This is a genomic window from Pseudoselenomonas caprae (genome assembly GCF_008271345.1).
Lineage (GTDB): Bacteria > Bacillota > Negativicutes > Selenomonadales > Selenomonadaceae > Selenomonas_A > Selenomonas_A caprae.
Window position 1 is genome coordinate 18,816 of the sequence record NZ_VTOZ01000022.1, and the last position, 20,189, is coordinate 39,004.

19 protein-coding genes and 1 pseudogene are annotated in these 20,189 nt (G+C 54.8%); 8 read left to right on the plus strand and 12 right to left on the minus strand.

Annotated features, from left to right (window positions below; translation table 11 throughout):
- Window positions 1–28: 28 nt before the first annotated feature.
- From FZ041_RS10315 to FZ041_RS10330, 4 genes are read left to right on the plus strand one after another with little or no spacing between them, the layout of a single operon-like run.
- A complete protein-coding gene (locus tag FZ041_RS10315) occupies window positions 29–1,396 on the plus strand; it encodes a cytochrome ubiquinol oxidase subunit I (RefSeq protein WP_149189487.1) in 1,368 nt (455 codons plus the stop codon).
- Window positions 1,396–2,409 carry a cytochrome d ubiquinol oxidase subunit II gene (gene cydB / locus FZ041_RS10320; protein ID WP_149189507.1) on the plus strand — a complete coding sequence of 338 codons (1,014 nt, stop codon included), beginning with the start codon at window positions 1,396–1,398 and terminating at the stop codon, window positions 2,407–2,409. The genes FZ041_RS10315 and cydB overlap by 1 nt, the downstream gene beginning before the upstream one ends.
- A 31-nt stretch (window positions 2,410–2,440) precedes the next feature.
- Entirely contained in the window at window positions 2,441–4,084 is a 1,644-nt protein-coding gene (locus tag FZ041_RS10325; protein ID WP_149189488.1) for an ATP-binding cassette domain-containing protein, read from the plus strand.
- A complete protein-coding gene (locus FZ041_RS10330) occupies window positions 4,081–5,712 on the plus strand; it encodes an amino acid ABC transporter ATP-binding/permease protein (protein WP_149189489.1) in 1,632 nt (543 codons plus the stop codon). Before FZ041_RS10325 ends, FZ041_RS10330 begins: the two co-directional genes overlap by 4 nt.
- Window position 5,713: 1 nt before the next feature.
- Here FZ041_RS10330 and FZ041_RS10335 read toward each other — a convergent pair whose 3' ends face one another.
- Entirely contained in the window at window positions 5,714–7,426 is a 1,713-nt protein-coding gene (locus tag FZ041_RS10335; protein ID WP_255449347.1) for a phosphoethanolamine transferase family protein, read from the minus strand.
- A 79-nt stretch (window positions 7,427–7,505) separates the two neighbouring features.
- On the opposite strand from FZ041_RS10335, the gene FZ041_RS10340 reads away from it, so the two are divergent.
- Window positions 7,506–8,210: a tetratricopeptide repeat protein gene (locus tag FZ041_RS10340; protein WP_149189490.1), complete on the plus strand. Its 705-nt coding sequence runs from the start codon at window positions 7,506–7,508 to the stop codon at window positions 8,208–8,210.
- 19 nt (window positions 8,211–8,229) lie between these two features.
- Here FZ041_RS10340 and tadA read toward each other — a convergent pair whose 3' ends face one another.
- The 9 genes from tadA to uvrC form a co-directional block, all read right to left on the minus strand.
- A complete protein-coding gene (gene tadA, locus FZ041_RS10345; RefSeq protein ID WP_075441315.1) occupies window positions 8,230–8,745 on the minus strand; it encodes a tRNA adenosine(34) deaminase TadA in 516 nt (171 codons plus the stop codon).
- Window positions 8,732–9,019: a hypothetical protein gene (locus FZ041_RS10350; RefSeq protein WP_075428533.1), complete on the minus strand. Its 288-nt coding sequence runs from the start codon at window positions 9,017–9,019 to the stop codon at window positions 8,732–8,734. The genes tadA and FZ041_RS10350 overlap by 14 nt, the downstream gene beginning before the upstream one ends.
- A 175-nt stretch (window positions 9,020–9,194) precedes the next feature.
- Window positions 9,195–10,163: a malate dehydrogenase gene (locus tag FZ041_RS10355; protein WP_075441314.1), complete on the minus strand. Its 969-nt coding sequence runs from the start codon at window positions 10,161–10,163 to the stop codon at window positions 9,195–9,197.
- A 285-nt stretch (window positions 10,164–10,448) separates the two neighbouring features.
- Window positions 10,449–10,610 carry a rubredoxin gene (locus FZ041_RS10360; protein WP_075428535.1) on the minus strand — a complete coding sequence of 54 codons (162 nt, stop codon included), beginning with the start codon at window positions 10,608–10,610 and terminating at the stop codon, window positions 10,449–10,451.
- 114 nt (window positions 10,611–10,724) lie between these two features.
- Complete coding sequence (locus FZ041_RS10365; protein WP_255449354.1) at window positions 10,725–12,023, minus strand: oligosaccharide MFS transporter; 1,299 nt, start codon at window positions 12,021–12,023, stop codon at window positions 10,725–10,727.
- Between the two features lie 27 nt (window positions 12,024–12,050).
- The gene (locus tag FZ041_RS10370; protein WP_075441312.1) at window positions 12,051–13,436 is read right to left on the minus strand and encodes a glycoside hydrolase family 32 protein; all 1,386 of its coding nucleotides are present in this window, start codon (window positions 13,434–13,436) and stop codon (window positions 12,051–12,053) included.
- 165 nt (window positions 13,437–13,601) lie between these two features.
- Complete coding sequence (locus tag FZ041_RS10375) at window positions 13,602–14,576, minus strand: LacI family DNA-binding transcriptional regulator (protein WP_075428538.1); 975 nt, start codon at window positions 14,574–14,576, stop codon at window positions 13,602–13,604.
- A gap of 30 nt (window positions 14,577–14,606) precedes the next feature.
- Window positions 14,607–15,467 (minus strand): PHP domain-containing protein, encoded by an 861-nt coding sequence (locus FZ041_RS10380; RefSeq protein WP_149189491.1) that lies wholly within the window; start codon window positions 15,465–15,467, stop codon window positions 14,607–14,609.
- On the minus strand, window positions 15,454–17,304 hold the full coding sequence (uvrC, locus tag FZ041_RS10385; RefSeq protein WP_149189492.1) for an excinuclease ABC subunit UvrC: 1,851 nt from the start codon (window positions 17,302–17,304) through the stop codon (window positions 15,454–15,456). Before uvrC ends, FZ041_RS10380 begins: the two co-directional genes overlap by 14 nt.
- 283 nt (window positions 17,305–17,587) lie before the next feature.
- Here uvrC and FZ041_RS10390 point away from each other — a divergent pair, with 283 nt between their 5' ends.
- The 3 genes and pseudogenes from FZ041_RS10390 to FZ041_RS14835 form a co-directional block, all read left to right on the plus strand.
- Entirely contained in the window at window positions 17,588–18,997 is a 1,410-nt protein-coding gene (locus FZ041_RS10390) for an acetyl-CoA carboxylase biotin carboxylase subunit (protein ID WP_149189493.1), read from the plus strand.
- Between the two features lie 140 nt (window positions 18,998–19,137).
- Window positions 19,138–19,407 (plus strand): type II toxin-antitoxin system RelB/DinJ family antitoxin, encoded by a 270-nt coding sequence (locus FZ041_RS10395; protein WP_075428542.1) that lies wholly within the window; start codon window positions 19,138–19,140, stop codon window positions 19,405–19,407.
- Window positions 19,400–19,612, plus strand: a pseudogene (locus FZ041_RS14835) (type II toxin-antitoxin system YafQ family toxin); the annotation flags it as partial. The gene FZ041_RS10395 and the pseudogene FZ041_RS14835, both read left to right, overlap by 8 nt.
- Before the next feature lie 13 nt (window positions 19,613–19,625).
- Here the strand turns inward: FZ041_RS14835 and FZ041_RS14840 are convergent.
- Both FZ041_RS14840 and FZ041_RS10410 read right to left on the minus strand, forming a co-directional pair.
- Window positions 19,626–19,982: a helix-turn-helix domain-containing protein gene (locus FZ041_RS14840; RefSeq protein WP_255449355.1), complete on the minus strand. Its 357-nt coding sequence runs from the start codon at window positions 19,980–19,982 to the stop codon at window positions 19,626–19,628.
- A 4-nt stretch (window positions 19,983–19,986) separates the two neighbouring features.
- On the minus strand, window positions 19,987–20,178 hold the full coding sequence (locus FZ041_RS10410) for a ribbon-helix-helix domain-containing protein (protein WP_149189496.1): 192 nt from the start codon (window positions 20,176–20,178) through the stop codon (window positions 19,987–19,989).
- Between the last annotated feature and the right edge of the window lie 11 nt (window positions 20,179–20,189).

Genomic DNA, 20,189 nt, shown 5'->3' on the forward strand with positions numbered 1-20,189 from the left:
GCATCTATATAGCAAAGGAGGGAATCATATGGAAGCCTTGCTCTTATCCCGATGGCAGTTCGCCATCACGACAACGTATCACTTCCTGTTCGTCCCGATCACATTGGGCTTGTCGATCTTCGTCGCCCTGCTCGAGACGTGCTATGTGCGCACCAAGCGCCCGGCCTGGAAGGAAACCTGCCGTAAGCTGGTACGCTTCTTCGGCACGATCTTCCTGATCAATTTTTCCATGGGCGTCGTCACTGGCATCGTGCAGGAATTCCACTTCGGCATGAACTGGTCCGAGTACTCGCGCTTCATGGGCGACATCTTCGGCGCGCCGTTGGCCCTTGAGGCACTCACGGCGTTCTTCCTTGAGTCGACCTTCCTCGGCATCTGGGTCTTCGGCTGGGATAAGCTGTCTGAGAAACTCCACTGTGCCTGCATCTGGCTCGTCGCCATCGGCAGCAATATCTCGGCATTCTGGATCCTCGTCGCCAACAGCTTCATGCAGCATCCAGTCGGCTATGCCATCGAAAATGGCCGCGCTGTCATGACCGACTTCTCCGCATTGCTCACGAACCACTATGTCCTAGGCGAGTATTCCCATGCACTGTTTGCAGGCATCTCGACTGGCGGCTTTATCGTGTTGGCCATCTCCGCCTGGAAAGTGCTCCATGACGAAGCCTCCCGTCACGCATTCACGCAGACGCTCAAGGCTGGCGCCATCTACATGGCCATCGGGCTCCTCGGAGTCATGGGCAGCGGCCATATGCACACGCAGTATCTTGCTGAGGCCAATCCCATGAAGCTTTCCTCGATGGAGGCCCTCTGGGAAACCGAAGATCCGGCACCTTTTGCCATCATGGCCGACATCAACATGGAGAAAAACCGCAACGACTGCGAGCTGGCTGTGCCCGGCGTCTTTTCCTTCATGCTCTACAATAAGCCCGAAGGTGCGGTCAAGGGAATCAACGCCCTGCAGAAAGAATACCAGGCAAAGTACGGCCCCGGTGATTATCGCCCAGACGTGCCGGCCTTGTTCTGGAGCTTCCGCATCATGGTGGCAGCTGGCGGCTTCATGCTGATGCTGGCCTTCGCCATCGCACTGCTGGCGAAGATGGATCGCGTCATGGCCTTCCCGCTTCTGCTCAAGTCCCTGCCCTTCCTGCTGCCACTGCCCTTCCTTGCCAATTCGGCTGGCTGGTTCATCGCAGAAGCCGGCCGTCAGCCCTGGATTGTCGTTGGCCTGCAGAAGACAGCCGATGCGGTTTCGCCCAATCTCACTGCCGGTTCAGTCTGGCTGACCATGATCGGCTTTACGGCCCTCTACCTGCTGCTGGCCATCGCCGCTCTCTACATCGCCCTGCGTCATATCCGCACGGCGTCGATTCCTGCTGAAGGGAGGGATTCATGATGGAACTCCATCTGATCTGGTTTGTGCTCATCGTCGTCCTGTTCACAGGCTTTTTCTTGCTCGAGGGCTTCGACTACGGCGTCGGCATCCTGCTGCCCTTCATAAGTCCGCACGACAACGAACGCTCACAGGTGCTGCGCACGATCGCCCCGGTCTGGGATGGCAACGAAGTCTGGATGATCACCGCTGGCGGTGCGCTGTTCGCTGCTTTTCCCCACGTCTACGCCACGATGTTCTCGACTTTCTATCTCGCCCTGTTCCTGATGCTCGTCGCCCTCATCCTGCGCGGCGTGGCCTTCGAGCTGCGCGGCCGTCATGAGTCGCCGTGCTGGCGCCATTTCTGGGAGGGGGCAATCTGCTTCGGCAGTGCTGTCCCCGCCTTCTTATGGGGTGTCGCCGTCACGAACCTCATCCAGGGGCTGCCCATCAACGAGAAAATGATCTATCTGGGAGGCTTCTTTGACCTGCTGACCCCCTACACCATCATCGGCGGACTGACATTCTTCTTTGTCTTCACCTTCCACGGGGCCGCCTTCCTGACCCAACGGCTGGCCAGCCACGGACTCACCCTACGGGCCAGGACACTCGCAGCCAAGGCTGGAGCTCTGGCTATCATCGCCTTTGTCTTCTGCCTGCTGCTGACCTTCCTCAACACCGATCTCTTCCAGAGCGCTCTAGGCGGACTGTGTCTCCTGGCCGCTGGTGCCGCATTCATCGTGGGGTACCTGCGCCTGTTCCAGGGGCATTCCCGCCTGGCCTTCGTGCTGAGCTCGCTGGCCATCACCGCCACTACCGTCGGCTTCTTTGCCGGACTGTTCCCGCGGCTCATGGTATCCAGTCTCGATCCTGCCTGGTCGCTGACCATCGTCAATGCCGCCTCTACCCACTACACACTCTCCATCATGACAATCGCAGCGGCCTGCCTGGTTCCTGTCGTCCTGATCTATCAAGGCTGGACCTACTGGATCTTCCGCCAGCGCATTTCCCCCAACGATTGCAATGACACCCATTGAGTAACTGACCGGTCAAGAACAGTGAGGAATCATGACCAAACAACTTTGCAAAGAAATCATCACCACCTATAAGACTTCCTTGCTCGCTCTTGCCGGCCTGGAACTCCTGCACAGCCTGCTGCTGCTGGCAACCGCCTGGCAATTCTCCGGGCTGGTTGCCAAGGTCTATCAGCATGCATTCACGGACTTTCCTGCTGCAGCGCCAGTATTGCTGGCGCTGTTTCTTATGCTCTGCCTGCAGCTGCTGGCAAGCTTCCAGCAGCGCCGCATCATCATCCGCCTGTCCGCCAGCTGGCGCGAGACGTGCCGCCTGCGTCTGCACCAGCACGTTCCCCCTACGTCCACATCACCGGCAGCCTTGTCACTGCAGGCTACCGAAACCGTCGATAGGCTCGACCACCTGCTCAGCAAGGCACTGCCAGTGACCAGTGCACTCTTGTTCCGCACACCGGTCATCCTCGCCGCTGCCCTTGCAGCCGATCCGCTGACCGCCTTGCTCTTCGCCCTTACCCTGCCGATTGCCCCCTTTCTGCTCTATCTGATAGGCCAGGCCACCAAAGCCGCCAGCAGCCGGGAATGGCATCGTCTCCAGCAGCTCAATGCCGGCTTCGACGACATGCTTCGCAGCATGATGACCTGGAAGCTTTTCGCCCAAGAACAAGCACAGCGTCAGGATCTCCGAGCGCTCAGCCAGGGCTTTGCGCAGACCTCCCTGCAGGTACTCAAGCTGGCTTTCGCCAGTTCCTTTGCCCTGGAGCTCATCACGACCCTGTCGATTGCCATCGTCGCCGTAAGCACCGGCTTGCGGCTGCTGGACAATGCCCTCGCCTTCCGCACGGCGCTCCTGCTCCTGCTTCTGGCCCCAGAATTCTACCAGCCCCTGCGGCAAGGCGGCATCATCTTCCATGCCGCCATCGAATCCCTGACCGCCTGGCAAAAACTGCAGGCCTTTGTCCTCGCCCCCCAGCCAGCTGCGGCTGATGGCCATCATGAACAATTGCAGCTGCCGCCAGCCATCCATCTGCACGACATCCGCTACCGTTATCCGGGCACCAAGGACATCCTCCTCGGCCTGCAGCAGGAAACATTCCCCGCCCATAAGATTTCCGTCATCACAGGCCCCAGCGGCTGCGGCAAATCCACCCTGCTGAAGCTCCTGGCTGGCCTGCTGCCGCCCGACCAAGGGCTGGTCTTGCTGAACGACCAGCCCCTGGCGACCATGGCAGCTGCCAGCCGGCAAAAACTCATCGCCTATGTCCCGCAGCAGCCGCATCTCTACGCTGCGAGCCTGCAAGAAAACGTCAGCCTTTTCCAAGATGTACCAGCTGAACGCATCCGCCAGGCCTTGCGTCTCGCCTCCCTTGACGGCCTTCTGCACAGGTTGCCTGCAGGGCTCGATACTAAACTCGGCGGCAACGGCCTGCCCCTTTCCCAGGGCGAACGCAAACGCCTAGGCCTTGCCCGTGCCCTCTTGCAGAACCGCCCGGTCACCCTGCTCGACGAGCCCACCGCCGGCATGGACGAAGCCTTGGAGCAGCAAATCATCCGCGCCTTGACCGCCTTTGCCCACCGGCGCACCCTCGTCATCATCTCCCATCATCCCGCCATCCAGGCCATAGCCGATAAGATCATCCACCTTGCCCCCTATCCTACGGAAGGAGCCGATCGCCCATGAAATCCGTTTACCAGCTATTCTGCCCTCTGCTGCGGCTGGCAGCCCCCGGCCAGCTGGCGGCTGCCGCAGCCGCCTCCCTGACCGCGGCCATCTGTGCGCTCGGCCTTATGGGAGCAGCCGCCTGGCTCATAACCTCGGCCGCACTGCAGCCGCCACTGGCTGCGCTGGCTCTCGGCATCACCATCGTCCGCACCTGCGGCATCGGCCGCGCGGTCTTCCGCTACGCAGACCGCTGGTTCTCCCATCAGCTAGCCTTCCACAGCCATACCCAGCTGCAATTGAAGCTCTACGACCAAGCAGCCGCCACCCTGCCCCTGCGCACGGGAATGGCATCCCAGGGACTATGGCTGCATCAGCTGACCAGCAGCTGCCAGACTCTGCGTGAGTTCTACCTGCGTGCGCTGCTGCCGCCCATTGCCAGCCTGCTGCTCAGCCTGCTGGCCTCCTTTGTGCTCTTCGGCACCATCGGCACAGTCAGCCTGCTGCTACCGCTGCTCTGGCTTTCCCATCTGCTCCTGCCCTGTCTGCTGGAAACACCCCATGGCACAGCTGGCGGCCAAGCCAAGGCCGCCTATCGCAGTGCGCTCCTGGATGCCGCCTCAGGCCAGGCGGAACTGCTGGCGGCTGGCAGTCTGCCAGCCGTACAATCCCGCCTGGCAGCACTTGCTCGCCAGCTGCGTCAGGAGCAGCAGCAAGGCCAGCACCAGACACTATACAGCGACCTCCTGCTGCAAGTCCTTGATGCACTCGTCCTCATCCTGCTCCTCGCCAGCCTGACCTCTGCCGCCCTTTCCGGGATACTGACCTTCATCGAGCTTACGGTCTGGCTCTTTCTCCTATTGGCCCTGCAGAGCGAGTTCCAGCCGCTGGCAGCAGCCGCCCGCGCCTTCCAGGAGAGCCAGCAGGCAGCAGCGCCGCTCTTTTCCGTCCCCATTGCCGCCACCTGCCCTGCCCCCGCATCTGCGGCCTCTTCCCCGCTTGCCACGGCGCCATTGCTTGCCGTCAGCCATCTGACCTTTGGCTACCACGAGCAAATGCCGATCCTGCACGACATTTCCTTTACGGTGACAGCCGGAGCACATACTGCCATCCTCGGGGACAGCGGCAGTGGCAAGACCACGCTTGGCTGCCTGCTCACGGCCTGCTGGCCAGTTCCTGCCGGTACCATCCGCCTGCAGGGGCAGGATAGCACCAGCCTGTCCCCTGCCCAGCAGCGAGAATATTTCTCCGCCCCCCTGCAAGGCTGCGATCTTCCTGCCGGCAGCATCCGCTCCCTCTTCCTGCGGCTCATCCCCGGCATCAGCGACGAAGCGATCTGGCACAGCCTGCAGGTTGCCCAGCTAGCCGCCGTCATCGAAAAGCTGCCAGCAGGACTCGACAGCCCGCTCACCAGCAGCGCAGGAAATCTCTCGGGTGGTGAGCGCAACCGGCTGCTGACAGCGCTGGCCATCGCCCGCCCTGCCCCCATCCTGCTCCTTGACGAACCGACCGCAGGGCTCGACGAAAAAACAGCGTCCGCCCTTCTCACCGCTGTTCTTGACGAACTCGATGAAAAGCAGCGGACGCTGCTCATCATTACCCACGATCCGCTGGCCGCAGCCCGCGTCCAGCAAGTCGTGAGACTCTGAATCATTTCGTTTTCATATCTGCATCGTAGTCACGCCCGCGCACCATACGCTTGCGGTCAGCAGCAAAGGCCGGATTGATGACGCTTTTCGCTGGATTGAACTCCGACGTCCGGATATCCAGGATATCCAGCAGGGTATGGATCATATCATCAGTCATATAGGGCCGGTTCACAGCCGCACAAATGGCCTGCCACTTCTCCGGGTGCTTCTGGCGGTATGCAGGCGAGGCCCAGAACACCAACGGTACTTCGAGTTGCTGACGATTGGGGTTCTCCTCGACATGACCAGCAAAATTGCTGCCGTTGTCGTAGATGGTCTCCCCATGATCCGGCAAGTAGATGACCAGGGCTTCCTTATCCTGGAATTTCCCCATCAGCGAGCTTACGACAAAGTCATTGTAGAACAGTGCATTCTCATACTGGGCGATTTCCGTACGCTTTTCCTCTGACAGGTCATTCTGCGGCGTAGGGATATCGTCCAGGGAAAACTTCGTGAAGATATACGGGAAGCGCAAGTAGTACAGGCTGTGCGCCCCCATCAGGTGCAATACATAGAAGTTTTTCGCAGCAGGCTGCTGCAAAGCCTCGTCGACCAGCGGGAACAGCTCCTCATCGAGCCTGCCCCCTTCCTCATGGGACTCGCGCAGCTGCGTATAGCGGCGCACATCGCTGCGTTCCGCGAACAGCTGCCCGACATTGCCCCAGATGCCCGAGCTTTCCTGATTGGACAGCCAGTACGTGCGATAGCCCGCAGCCTTCATGACATCGATGAGATTGTTGTATTCGTACCACTCTTTGTCCGACTCCGCATCATTGAAGGTCATCAGCTCGCGCAGCACCGCCACCGTCGCGCCCTGCGGCGCGATGGTGTCACGGAACACGGCGATCTCCCCCTTCGCTGCCAGCTCATCGAGATTCGGCGTGTTCTCCAACGGATAGCCATACAGGTGCATGCGCTCCCGGTTGGTCGACTCGCCGAGGATGAACACGACATAGGGCACATCGCTGCCGTTAGCCGTAAGCGTCACATCCGCAGCCGCCTGCTGGCGCAGCTCCTCGAAAGCCCGGATGTTGCGCACCGACGTATCCATGGCCCGGGCCACTCGCACAGCCGGAATATCCAGCGAATCGTTGATGACAAACGAATGATAGAACTGCCACAGGCAGCCGCCCGCAGCACCACCAGCCAACAAGAACAGCGGCAGGGCCCGGCTGCGCCAGTGCCGTGTCCAGGGCCGGAACTGCAGCTTGAGCGGATGACGGTGCAAGGCGCCCCATGCCCCCAAGAACAGCAGGCCAATCGCCAAGCCCGGCCAGCCCACATACATGCGCAAAAACTCGCCAGCCTCCTGCCTGTTCGTCTGCAAGACAGCCGTGATGATGCCCGCACCGACCAGCGCCTCATAGTGGTAGATGGAAAAACACTCCAGCGCCGCCAGCACAGCGGATATTCCCAGCAAGAGCGCTGCCAGCATCGTGCGCACCTTCCGCAGAGGTACGCAGCCCAGCACGCTGACCACCAGCGTCGCTGCCGCCAGCAGGAACAAGGCATCCACCCCGAGCACATCGAGCTGGCTGCCCTTGTACATGTGGATATTCTGCCAGGCAATCGTAAAGAAATTCAGCCCAAACAGGCTGAGGATCAAGCCTGACCTCGACTCAACGGCCTGCTGCATCCGGGCCCACAGCTTGAGAATAAACGCCTTCAATCGCACAAAAAGACCTCCTGCCCTGCCAAATCACAGGATTCATGATATAATGTTATCATTATATCACGTTCAGGAGGTTTTTTTCATGACTCAAGATGAATTTCATAAATTGGTGCACGTCGTAATGGATTCCCCGGCCAAGCCGCCCGAATCGCTGTTCATGGGCGGTATGGACAGTTGGCAGGCCCGCGCGCGTCTTGCGCATTTCCTCGCCATGCAGGGCATCGACAAGACCAACGAAGCCCTCGAACTCTTCCACAGTGTCGTCGAGGCTGAGCCCGACGAGGAAAAATCCGAAGAGGTCGAGGAGAAGGTATATGCGCTGCAGCGTCTCAGTTCGCTTGAAAAGGAGCTTGGCCAGAACGACGAGTCCCTGACGCATATCAATCAGGCCATCGAACTTGCTGAGGGCACGGATTTCCTCTACAAATACATCCTGCGCGGCGAACTCTGGGCTGACCGCTGGAATCTCATGCACAAACTGGGCATGACCAACGAAGCCGAAAGCGAGGCCGATGAGCGCATCGCCGCCTACAAGGACATCCCGGTCGAGCACAACAGCTATCTCTACTATGGCTACCGCTTCAAGGCCCAGCTCTCAGCCGAACGCGGTGTGACGCTTGTCGCCAAGGACTACATGCACATGGCCATCCATAGCATGGAAATCCCTGCCGGATACGAAGCAGGTCTCGAAAAGGCCTTTGCTGCCACCCACGACAATGCCTCGTGGATCCTCAGCGAGGTCGACAAAGCCACGCCTAATCCAGAAAAATTGCACTGGGATATCTGATAACCCTTTACCTCATCCGTCAGACTTCGTCTGCCACCTTCCCCATAGGGGAAGGCTTTTTTTTTGCGGCTTTGCGCTGTTCCCGGCGCATCTTGAAGAACCGCTTCATAATGTCCGCACATTCCTGCTGCAATATCCCCGCTGTAATCTCCGGGCGATGATTGAGTGTCGGATTCCCCGGGATATTGAATACCGACTCGCAGGCACCGGCCTTGGCATCCGTACTGCCATATACCACACGGTCAACACGGCTCATGACGATAGCTCCAGCACACATCGGGCACGGCTCGATCGTCACATAGAGCGTGAGCCCTGACAGACGCCAGCGCCCCAGATCCTTGCACGCCTGCTGGATGGCAATGAGCTCGGCATGGGCCGTCGCATCATGCCAGTTCTCCCGCATATTATGCCCACGCGCCACAACAGCGCCATCCTCATCCACAAGGACAGCGCCAATGGGCACCTCTTCTTTGTCATAGGCCTTCTGCGCTTCCGCCAGTGCCAGCCTCATATACTTCTCGTCATCCAGCGTCATGGATCTTCCCTTCTACCTTGCTGAGGTCTACGCCTCCGCGATAGAACAACGACTGGGTAGGCCGGGCCGAAATCTCCAAACGGTAAGCATTCGGCGCGCCGGGCCCTGCCTCGTTCTCTGGCCGTGTATCCTTGGCCAGCTCGCGGTCGAGCACGTCAGCAAACTGTTTCTTTTTCTTTGGATCGTCCTCATAGCCTTCCTTGCGCTCAAAGAACTTACCAATGCCTGAATCGATTCCCTTGAGACGGGATACTCTTTCAATGCGGTCTACCATATCAACCACCTCCCTGGTGATGGCAGCGGTTATTATCATACCTTACATAGTTTATATCGTCAAATTTCCAGCAAACATTAAGCATTTTGCCGATATTTTACAAGATTTTATGAAAATAGGGGCATGTGCCAACCGCACATGCCCCTATCTCTATTGATCCAGTTTCATCACTGGATTATTTCAGTGCATCACCGAGTTTTGCGTTCGTGTTGCGAGCAGCAGCTACGCTCTCATCGAACTTAGCTTTCTCATCGCCCTCGAGTTTGTACTCGACGATCTTCTCCATACCGTTCTTGCCGAGCAGAACCGGTACACCGATGCAGAGGTCTTTCTCGCCATACTCGCCATCGAGGTATACGCAGCACGGCATGAGCTTCTTGGAGTCAAGGGCAATAGCCTCGACCATAGCAGCTGCTGCAGCGCCCGGAGCATACCAAGCGGAGGTGCCCAGCAGGCCCGTCAGCGTAGCGCCGCCGACTTTCGTCTGGGCAACAGCCTCATCCAGCTGCTCTTTGGAGAGGAGCTGCGTTACAGGGATGCCGCGGTACGTAGCAAGGCTCGTGAGCGGAACCATCGTCTTGTCGCTGTGACCGCCGATGACCGTGCCATCGATATCGGTCGGCGTAGCCGGATAGCCAGCTTCCTGCAGAGCCTTGGACAGGAAATAACGGAAACGGCTGCTATCGAGCATGCCGCCCTGGCCGATAACGCGGTTACGCGGCAGTTTGGAGTCTTTGAGCGTCAGGAACGTCATAGCATCCATCGGGTTGGAAATGATGATGAAGATAGCATCCGGCGAATATTTGAGTGCCTGATCGACAACACTCTTGACAATCTTAGCATTGACGCCGATGAGCTCCTCACGCGTCATGCCCGGTTTACGCGGCATGCCGGACGTGATGACAACGACATCAGAACCAGCCGTCGGCGCATAGCCATTCTCATCCCCGATCTCGGCCGTTACACCGATGACCCGCGTGTCGAAGTTCAGCATATGTGCCGTCTGCATGATATCCATGGCTTTACCTTCGGAAAAGCCCTTCTTGATATCCACGAGCATGACCTCGCTGCAGAAATTCTTGACTGCCAGGACATTTGCAACGGTAGCACCAACGTTACCTGCACCAACAACTGTTACTTTCATAATAGATTGCCTCCTTATAATTTGAAAACGGCACCTCCACTACCATAATGGAAACCGCTTTCGGAATGCCTATTATTATGAATCACACTTATGATTCATTACGTGTAAATTATAACAAAGTGCGACCAAAAAAGCAATGACTTTCCTTGAAATTTCTTATTTTATCATAAATTATGATTATTATCATAAGACCTGCTAACAATTCGTCAGAAAATAAAAGAGGCCCCTTTCATAAAGGGCCTCTTTGACCATACAGAGTGGACAGGATCCATCCCTATCCACTCGTCACGACTGTTCCTCGAACATGTCCTTGCCGACACCACAGAGCGGGCAGACGAAATCATCCGGCAGCTCTTCAAAAGGAACGCCTGGAGCCAGATCGTAATCCGGATCTCCCTTTTCTTCATCATAAATCCAGCCACAAACCGAGCAAACCCAAGTCTTCATAACCGAACCTCCTAAAATATCTACACACCTGTTATCCTAGGAGTACACTTCGCCTCACCAAAGATGAATTCCTGCCTCCCTGCAATTATTTTTCCCGGCTGCAGCGAGGCCACGTCACTCGAGCACCGCCTCCAGCGGCTGGCCTTCTACGCATTGATCATCCTTCCGCAGAACAACAAAGGCATACACGCTTGCCACACACACGATTCCAGAGATCACCAGAAATGTCGGCTGATAACCAATTGAATCATGCAGTGCTCCTAAAGGAGCCGAGAAAATAATCTGGCCAACCTGCGCAGCAATCTGGAAGCCCACCATATAGAGCGTCGCCGAGATACGCGTATCGAAATGGAGCGTAAAATAACGGAAGATGGCCAAAATAAACAGTGCTGTCTCCGGAGCATGCAACAGCTTAATCACTGCTACACCGAACGGATTCGTAACCAAGCCGCAGCCGCCGATACGCAAGATCATGATTGCACAGCTGAGGAGAATGGCCTTGCGGACACCAATCTTTCTCATGAATACAGGCACCAACCCCATCATCAGGAATTCCAAAAATACTTCAACGGAGTTCAGCACACCATAAGCCTGCTGCCCCTGTTCCGGCGTTGCAAAGAAACGGGTGAAAAACTCCGGAAACATCTGTTGATCGAACACCGTATAAAACGTCCAGCTCATAACCACAAAGAGTATAATCTTCCAAACGTCAAAGATTTTGAATACACCCAGGATCTCTCGCATCGATGGTGTTTTATTATCTTTTCTGCTCTCTTCTTTATCCTCATAATGCGCCAGATTTTTCGTGTCACGCTCAGGTCTCCATACCAGCAAGCTCACGAACAATATGGCAGAAATCGCCGACCCCGTCCAAAAGATCAGATACGGATTGATGGTGAAGAGGAATCCGGCGGCCAGCGCTGCCACAGCATAGCCAAAGGAGCCCCAAGCCCTTGCCTGTCCATACTCGAAATGATACCGCCGGCTCATGCGCTCAGTTACAGCCTCAAACACAGGGCAAGCTGCCAAATACGAAATTGCCAAGTAAATCGCACCAACCATCGCACCAAGGAAAAAATTGTTTTCCAGCATCGGTACATACACCCAGGTAAAGAACGGTGCTATGAATATCTGTAACCCGATCAAAGCCAGCAACAGATTTTTCCTCATGCCAAGTTTATCCTGAATCGAACCATAAACAAACATCAAGACCAGCGCGACCGCCGAGCCAAACGAAAAAATCGTACCTACTTGAGTCCCCGAAAAACCTTGTTTTGTCGTGAGCCATATCTGGAAAAATGACCACCAGATTCCCCAGCCCATAAAGAATAACAACAACTGTGTAGAACCAACACGATAAAATGGATTTTGAAATGCCTGTAGAAATTTCATGGTAAATCCCCCTTTATCCATACCATTTCTGCCCCGATTATCTAGCGGTCAATATTGATTGGCCTGTGCCTCCAAGGCGTAAACCTTAGCAACTTCAGCCCCCCAGGGAAGCTGCATCGTCAAATCGTTCTGCCAATAAATCCGTTCGGTAAACGTAAATTCCCCCTCGTTCACAAACAATTCTGCAGAACTATTATCAATATACACCGTCAAATCCAGCTGCGCCGCCGAACGCATGGTGAGCGACCGCTCACCATCCTCCGTCGTACGCCTAAGCATCAGACGCCTGTCCCTCCTATCTATCTCCAAACTAAGCGTCTGCTGTCCATCACTCAATTCCAAAAGCTTTTGCTTGCCATCGGGGATATCCCCAAAAACCAGCTCCACTTCAGCCGTACGTGGTATCGCCAGCTGTTTTCCAGCAGCCAGATTGCCATCCCATAATTTTTTCTCGCGCAGCAGCTGCATTTCTTGAATCGGCCGCTGATATATATGATTATCCTTTATGGATAATTCCCGAGGAATCGTCAAAGCCCCCGCCCAGCCATCTGTCTTTTCATACATGGGCGAATCCCAAGCATTCATCCACGCTACCATGATTCTTCTTCCATCTGGTGCCAGCATGGTCTGCGTAGCATAAAAATCATGCCCATGGTCGATTTCCTCGAACTGGCCGCGAATGAATTCCTTGTCATCTGTAACCTGTCCCAGCATATAGCCCGTCTGATTGAGATTGCGGAACCGATCGCCCTGCGCTTCTAACCCTTGCGGCGACATCAGTAAAACGTCCTGCCCCATCAGAGGGAAGAAATCCGGACACTCCCACATATAACCTTCACTTTTTACATTTGCAGCTTTTGCTAAGACACTGACCTTCTCCCACTGCTTGAGATCCTTCGACTGATAGAGCAGCGCCCGTCCTAAGCCGTCCTGCCCTTGGCTCCCCAGCACCATATAGAAAGTCCCCGCCTCCTGCCAAACCTTAGGATCGCGAAAATGTTTTGTATTATCCGCCGGTACCTGCAAGACCGGATTTCCTTCATATTTCACGAAATGAACGCCATCCTCTGACCACGCAAGGTTCTGATCCTGATAAAACGCCTCGCTGTCTGCAGGGTCGGTCAAATGATGGCCTGTATAGATCAGCCAAAGTTTGTCCTCATAGACAACCGCACTGCCAGAAAAGCAGCCATCCTCCGCTTCATCTGGTGTCAACGCAACAGGCAGCGTCTCCCAATGTACCAAATCCTTGCTCCGCGCATGCCCCCAATGCATCGGCCCCCATTCAGCCGCATATGGATAATACTGATAAAACATATGATAATAGCCTTTGAACCAGGAAAAACCATTGGGATCATTCATCCATCCGCCGCTGGTCATCAAATGATACCCTAGTCTATATCTTTGATTATTCACCCGTATTTTTTCTTTCATCGATTATCCCCCATAGCTTCTTCTTTCTCTCAAACCGGTTCGAGATTTATTCAAAAATACATCGAACCAATATCGAATCGGTTCGATGTATTAATAATAACGCCGCAAATACGATTTGTCAATAGTATTTGCGGCAAATATATAGCATATAATAAAAAATAGGAATCAACAAGTATTGCCATCCAGGATAAACGGATCGATAACCCAAGGCCCGTCTTCATACGTACCATTGACCATCTGCAGCACTTTACGTACCGATAGCTCCGCCAATTCACGAATCGGCTGCCGCACAGCAGTGATCGGCTCTAACCCCATCCGCGTCACCGCTGTGCCATCATAGGCAAGCAAGCGCAAATCATCAGGGACACGCCGCCCCAGCGCGGCAGCGACATGCAAACACGCCGCAATAGCCAAATCTGCTCCCAGTACGCCATCTACATCCGGATACTGCTGGAATAACTGCTGTGCTGCCGCTGCAAAGCTCGGATAATCAAACGCATTCCACGGCATCTCAACCACGTCCACTCTTACCCCATGCGCGTGTAAGATATCTGCCGCATTGAAATGATATTCATTGGCTGGCGTCTGTACCCCTTGATAACCTATGACTTCGACAATATGCCTGCACCCATGCGCCAAAAAGCGCTCCGCCGCCAATTGTCCTCCTTTTTTATGATTGCAATGCACAATCGGAATCCGATCATTCAGATAACGGTCAAAGGCCACAATCGGCTGCTGGACATCTGCATACAGCGAAACATCCAGTGAATGGGCCCCCATGATGATGCCATCCATAGTCCGCCGCTTGAGCATATCCACAAAGGTCCGCTCCCCATTTTCTTTATGCTGCGTACAACATAGCATCATCTTGCAATTCTGGTCATAAAGCGCAGCCTCCAGTGCTTCGATGACCTCACCAAAAAATGGATGCGATACCGATGGCATGATGACACCGATCGTATTTGTCCGGCTAAGAGACAGATTGCGCGCTACCTCACTCGGCACATATTTGAGCTTCTTCATGGCAGCCTCGACTTTTTGCCGTGTTGCTTCCGAAACATAGCCTTTCTTGTTCATGACCAATGATACAGTACTTGCTGCTACCCCTGCTTCTTTCGCTACATCTTTTATCCTAACCATTGCTATCCTCTAATCCCGTGTCTTATCCTATCATTTCCCGCAATGCGCCTTGACCTGGGCAAAGAACTCATACGGCACGGCCATATTGTTGTCAATACCTGTACCTAGCTCGATTCCCGGACGGTTCGTGCCGTGGAAATCCGTGCCGCCCGTTGGCAGCAGACTGTATTTTGCAATCATGGCTGCAGCAAACGCCTTATCTTCCTCGGTATAGTTTGGATAATAACGCTCCATCCCATCAAGGCCAAGACTATGCAGATAACAGATAGCCTCTTCCTGCTGCTCACGCGTCAACCCCTTGAGGCCGATATTCTTATGGAAATGCGCCAGTGATGTCACGCCACCCGCCTCATGGATAAGCGGCAGCGCTTCCTCGACCGTGATCGTCTTATTGAGCCCGAGTTCAGCGGCTGCCGGATCGAGATAATTATCCCAGAGCGGTTGGGCACGGTCATACATGTGCAGCGACACCAGATAGCGCATGATGGCATAGCGGTCAAACGGGCCATCATAGGCAAAGGGACGCACCTTCTCTACAGAAATATCTACGCCCTTGTCCCTGACGTAGGCGATGATTTCCTCAATTTTTCCTTCCTTGACCGCGCGGATCTTCTTATAGACCTTCTGAAACGATGGATGCTCTGGATCGAAGCCAAGGCAGACGATATGCACCTTGCGCTCGCCAAAAGTCGCCGCAAGCTCCATGCCCGGGATGAATTCGATACCAGCTTCCTTTGCCGCTGCAGCGGCCTCCGCATTGCCCGCAATAACATCGTGGTCGGTCAGCGCCAAAGCCGAAAGGCCACGCTCCTTGGCAAGCCTTACCAGCTCAGCCGGACGGTAGCTGCCATCAGATACCAGCGAATGGACATGCAAATCAACTGTTTTCATTTATATCTTTATCCTTCCCTCGAAATTCCTGTTGTGCCAAAAAGAAATTAAAGACGGCCTCCGCCGCTGGCCGGTTCATGCCTGGCGCCGCCATGAGTTCCTCAACCCCAGCCGCCTTGATGCGGCTGAGCGTGCCGAAATGCGACCATAGCGCCTGCCGGCGTTTCGGCCCGATACCGACGATATGGTCAAGCACCGAGACAAGATTGCGCTTGCCGCGCAGTTTGCGATGATACGTAATCGCAAACCGATGGGCCTCATCGCGAATGCGCTGGATAAGGTATAATGCCTGGCTATGGCGCGGCAGTACCACCGGCTCTGACTCGCCCTCACGGAATACGAGCTCAAACTGCTTGGCCAGGCCAACCACCGGCACCTTTTTATGTCCGGCATGCTGGCGGATGATTTCCAGTGCCGATGAGAGCTGACCCTTACCACCATCAATGACGATGAGATCAGGCAGCTCATTTTCCGGCAGACCGACATAGCGGCGCGTTGTCACCTCGCGCATCGACAGGAAATCATCCGGCTTGCCTTCCGTGCTCTGGATCTTGAACCGCCGATAGTCCGACTTCTTCGGCAGGCCGCCTTCAAAGACGACCATCGACGCCACCGTCTCACTGCCCTGGATATGTGAAATATCGAAACACTCCATGCGGTCAGGCGGATTCCTAAGCCCCAGATAACGCCCGAGCTCCTCGACTGCCCCGCGTGTCTGGTCGTTGGCCTGCTTGATGCGTGCAGCCTCATCCGCCAGATATTTCTGCGCATTGCCCGCAGCCATTGCCACGATATCATGCTTAGTCCCGCGCTGCGGACACAAAATCTGCACCTTGGCTTTGCGCTTTTTCTCACTGAGCCAGGCTTCGAGCAGCTCGCGCTCAGCTGCTGGCAGCTCCAACGGCAGCAACACCTCGCGTGGAATAAACGCGGCCCGATGATAATACTGCTGCAAAAAAGCCGCCAGGATTGCCTCGTCGCTTTCCTCTTCCGTGCTCTGCAACAGGAAATGCTCACGGCCAATCATCTTGCCTGCACGGATGAAGAAAATCTGCACAACGACGCCGATTTCCGAACGCGCCATGCCCACGGCATCCTGATCGCCCGAACCTGTGACGATATTCTGCTTCTCCGCTACCTTGCGTACAGCCAGCAGCTGATCGCGCAATCGCGCCGCCAGCTCGAAATGATAGGCATCGGCCGCCGCCTCCATGCGGAATTGCAGCTCCCGCTCCACATCATCGGTGCGCCCTTCCAAAAACAACAACACCGCACGGATCATCGCATCGTAATCATCTTTCTCCACCTTGCCGGCACAAGGTGCCAGGCAGCGCTTGATATGGTACTCAAGGCACGGCCGCTCCTGCAGATGCCTGCAGGTCCGCAGCGGGAACAGACGCCGCAGCAGCTTTAGGCTTTCATGAACTGCCGTCGCATTCGTATACGGGCCAAAATAACGCGCCCCATCCTTCAAGACCCGCCGCGTGATGAACACGCGCGGAAAATCCTCCTGCACCGTCACCTTGACGTAAGGATAGCTCTTATCATCCTTGAGACTGATATTATAGCGAGGCCGATGCTTCTTGATAAGATTGCACTCAAGAATCAAGGCCTCGACCTCAGAATGCGTCATGATGATCTCAAAGTCCGCGATATGCGAAACCATCGCCCGCACCTTCGGCGTATGGTTCTTGTTCGACTGGAAATACTGCCGCACACGGTTCTTGAGCACCACGGCCTTGCCCACATAAATGATTTTGCCCTGTTCATTCTTCATGATGTAGACGCCAGGCTTATCAGGCAGCAGCTTGAGCTTTTCCTCCACCGTCTCGTTCATCGGCTCACTTCCTTTCTTCTATATTGTCGTCACCTATAATCGATGCTTCTTATTATACTCCATTTGACCGATCAAATGAAACGCCAAATCTGTATACAGTATAAATAATTCTTCTAAAGAATTATTACAATAACCGAAAATTATCATTGCATTTATCAGACAACTGTGCTAGAATTCCTTCATGAAGTCTTGTTAGGAACAGGTACTAATACCAGTTGCTTGACACTAATAGACTTATTTAAACTTATTTATATTTACTTTGTTAAGTTTAGGAGGTAATCCTATGTTTAAACGCATTCTTATCGCGAATCGCGGCGAGATCGCCGTTCGCATTATCCGCGCCTGCCAGGAGCTCGATATCGAAACGGTAGCCGTATACTCCGAAGCCGACGCCAAGGCTCTGCATGTCCGTCTGGCTGACCACGCCATCTGCGTCGGCCCGGCTGATGCCATGGAAAGCTATCTCAACAAAGCAGCCCTGCTCGCTGCTGCCCGCGAATCTGGCGCCGATGCCATCCACCCGGGGTACGGCTTCCTCTCCGAGGATGCTGACTTTGCCGAGCAGGTCACGAAAGCTGGCATCACCTGGATCGGACCGATGCCGGAGACCATCCGCCTCGTCGGCGATAAAGATATCGCCCGCGCCTCGATTGCTCCATCGGGCATCCCGATGGCCAAAGGCAGCGATCCGCTGACCAGCAACGAAGAAGCCATGAAGGCAGCCGAGGAAGTCGGCTATCCGGTCATCCTCAAGCCGGTTGCTGGCGGCGGCGGCAAAGGCATGTGCGTTGCGCGCAACGAAGAAGACCTGCGCAACATCCTGAACCTGCTCGTCGACATCACGAAAACGAAATACTACTTCGAGCACTACATCGAGCGTTCCCGCCATATCGAAGTACAGATTGTTGCCGATAACTACGGCGAAGTCCTGCATCTCGGCGAGCGTGAATGCTCGCTGCAGCGCCGCAACCAGAAGCTCCTCGAGGAATCGCCATCGATTGCCCTGACGCAGGATATGCGCGAACGCGTTGGCCAGCTCGCCGTAAAGGCCGCCAAGAGCGTCCACTACTCCAACATCGGCACCGTAGAATTCCTGCTCGACCTCTCGAACAACGAATTCTACTTCATGGAAATCAACCCGCGCATCCAGGTCGAGCACGGCATCACCGAAGCCGTCACGGGCATCGATCTTGTCCGCACGCAGATCCGTATCGCTGCCGGCGAAGCGCTCGAATTCACGCAGAAAGACGTCTCCTTCACGGGACACGCCATCGAGTGCCGCATCAACGCCGAGGACCCGGACAACAACTTCCTGCCGTCTCCGGGCGACATCACGTTCCTGCATGAGCCGAGCGGCCCCCGCGTCCGCTTCGACAGCGGCGTAACGGCAGGCCTTGCCATCGAGCCGTACTATGACTCGATGATTGCCAAGATTATCGCCCATGGCCGCACGCGTGGCGACGCCATCAAGATCATGGAGCGCGCCCTCAAGGAATTCCGCATCGACGGCGTCAAGACCACCGTATCGCTGCACAAGAAAATCCTCAAGGACACCTACTTCCGCACGGGCAACATCGACACCCAGTTCATCAAGAACCGCATGGACGTCTACGAAGCCCTGCCGAAAGACACCAGCGACATGAACGAAGAAGAACTCGCCAACACCATCAGTGAAGGCATGTACTTCGCTTAATCGAATACTGAAACATCGTTCTCCTTTTCGAGAACGATGTTTTTTATTGCACATATATAAAATAAGCACTACAAGTCATTGCGATTTCATTGACTTTACCTACATATCAGCTGTAAAATATACGTATAGGAGGGATCAGTATGGCTACAGCAACAATACAAGTGCGCATGGATTCAGCATTGAAAAAAGAAACCGAAGCTGCACTCAAAAGCATGGGACTCAACATGTCCACAGCAATCCATCTTTTCTGCCGTCAGGTTGTGAACCAAGGGCGCATTCCTTTTGATATTGTCGCCCCCAACATCCCCAATGCAGAAACCAGAAAAGTTTTAGACGACGCTCTGGCAGGAAAGAATCTTAGTCGTTCCTTTTCTACAGTAGACGAAATGTGGGATGACCTGAATGCTTAACGTCCGTTACTCTACAAAGTTCAAAAAAGATTTCAAACTAGCCAAAAAGCGTGGTCTTCCGATGCACGAACTCAAGAAAATCATTGAAACACTGGCATCGAGAAAAGCCTTAGAACCAAAGCACCGCGATCATGCACTTTCTGGCAATTATGCCATGTTCCGCGAATGTCATATCCTGCCTAATTGGTTGCTCATCTACCGCACAGAAGGCATCGTTCTCATTTCTTCGAGAACGATGCCTTCTTGTCGTCTGCCTTCAGATTTTCCTGTAGCTCAAAATCAACCAGCCGCGAAAAGAATTCCTGCTTGGCTGCGGGTAACTGCCGGAAACGCTCCAATAGCGAAATCTCCTCAGGCAGTAAATGGCTTTCATCTGCCTGAAAGCCCAACAGATCATCTACACGCACCCGAAACAAAGCTGCGATTTTCATTAGCATAGCATTGTTCGGGCTGCGCTGTCCTGCCTCATAGTTCGCATAGGTAGCCCTGCTGATGCCCAGCCTATCGGCCACATCCTGTTGCCGCAGGCCACGAGCCGCTCGTATGCTCTGGAGATTCTTCGAAAGCTCCGTCATAAACTCACTTCCTCTGTTTCGTCTCCGGCTTCCCTCCCCCTGCCATATCCCCCAGGGCATACTCACAGCACTGCTGGACTAGGTTATTAACCGACACCTCCTGCGACTGTGCCACCTGCGTCAACCTTTCTATAAGATCAACAGGCAACCGAAATGTCTTATTCATCATCTCGGAATTTTTTTTTACAATAAACAATCACTATTCCT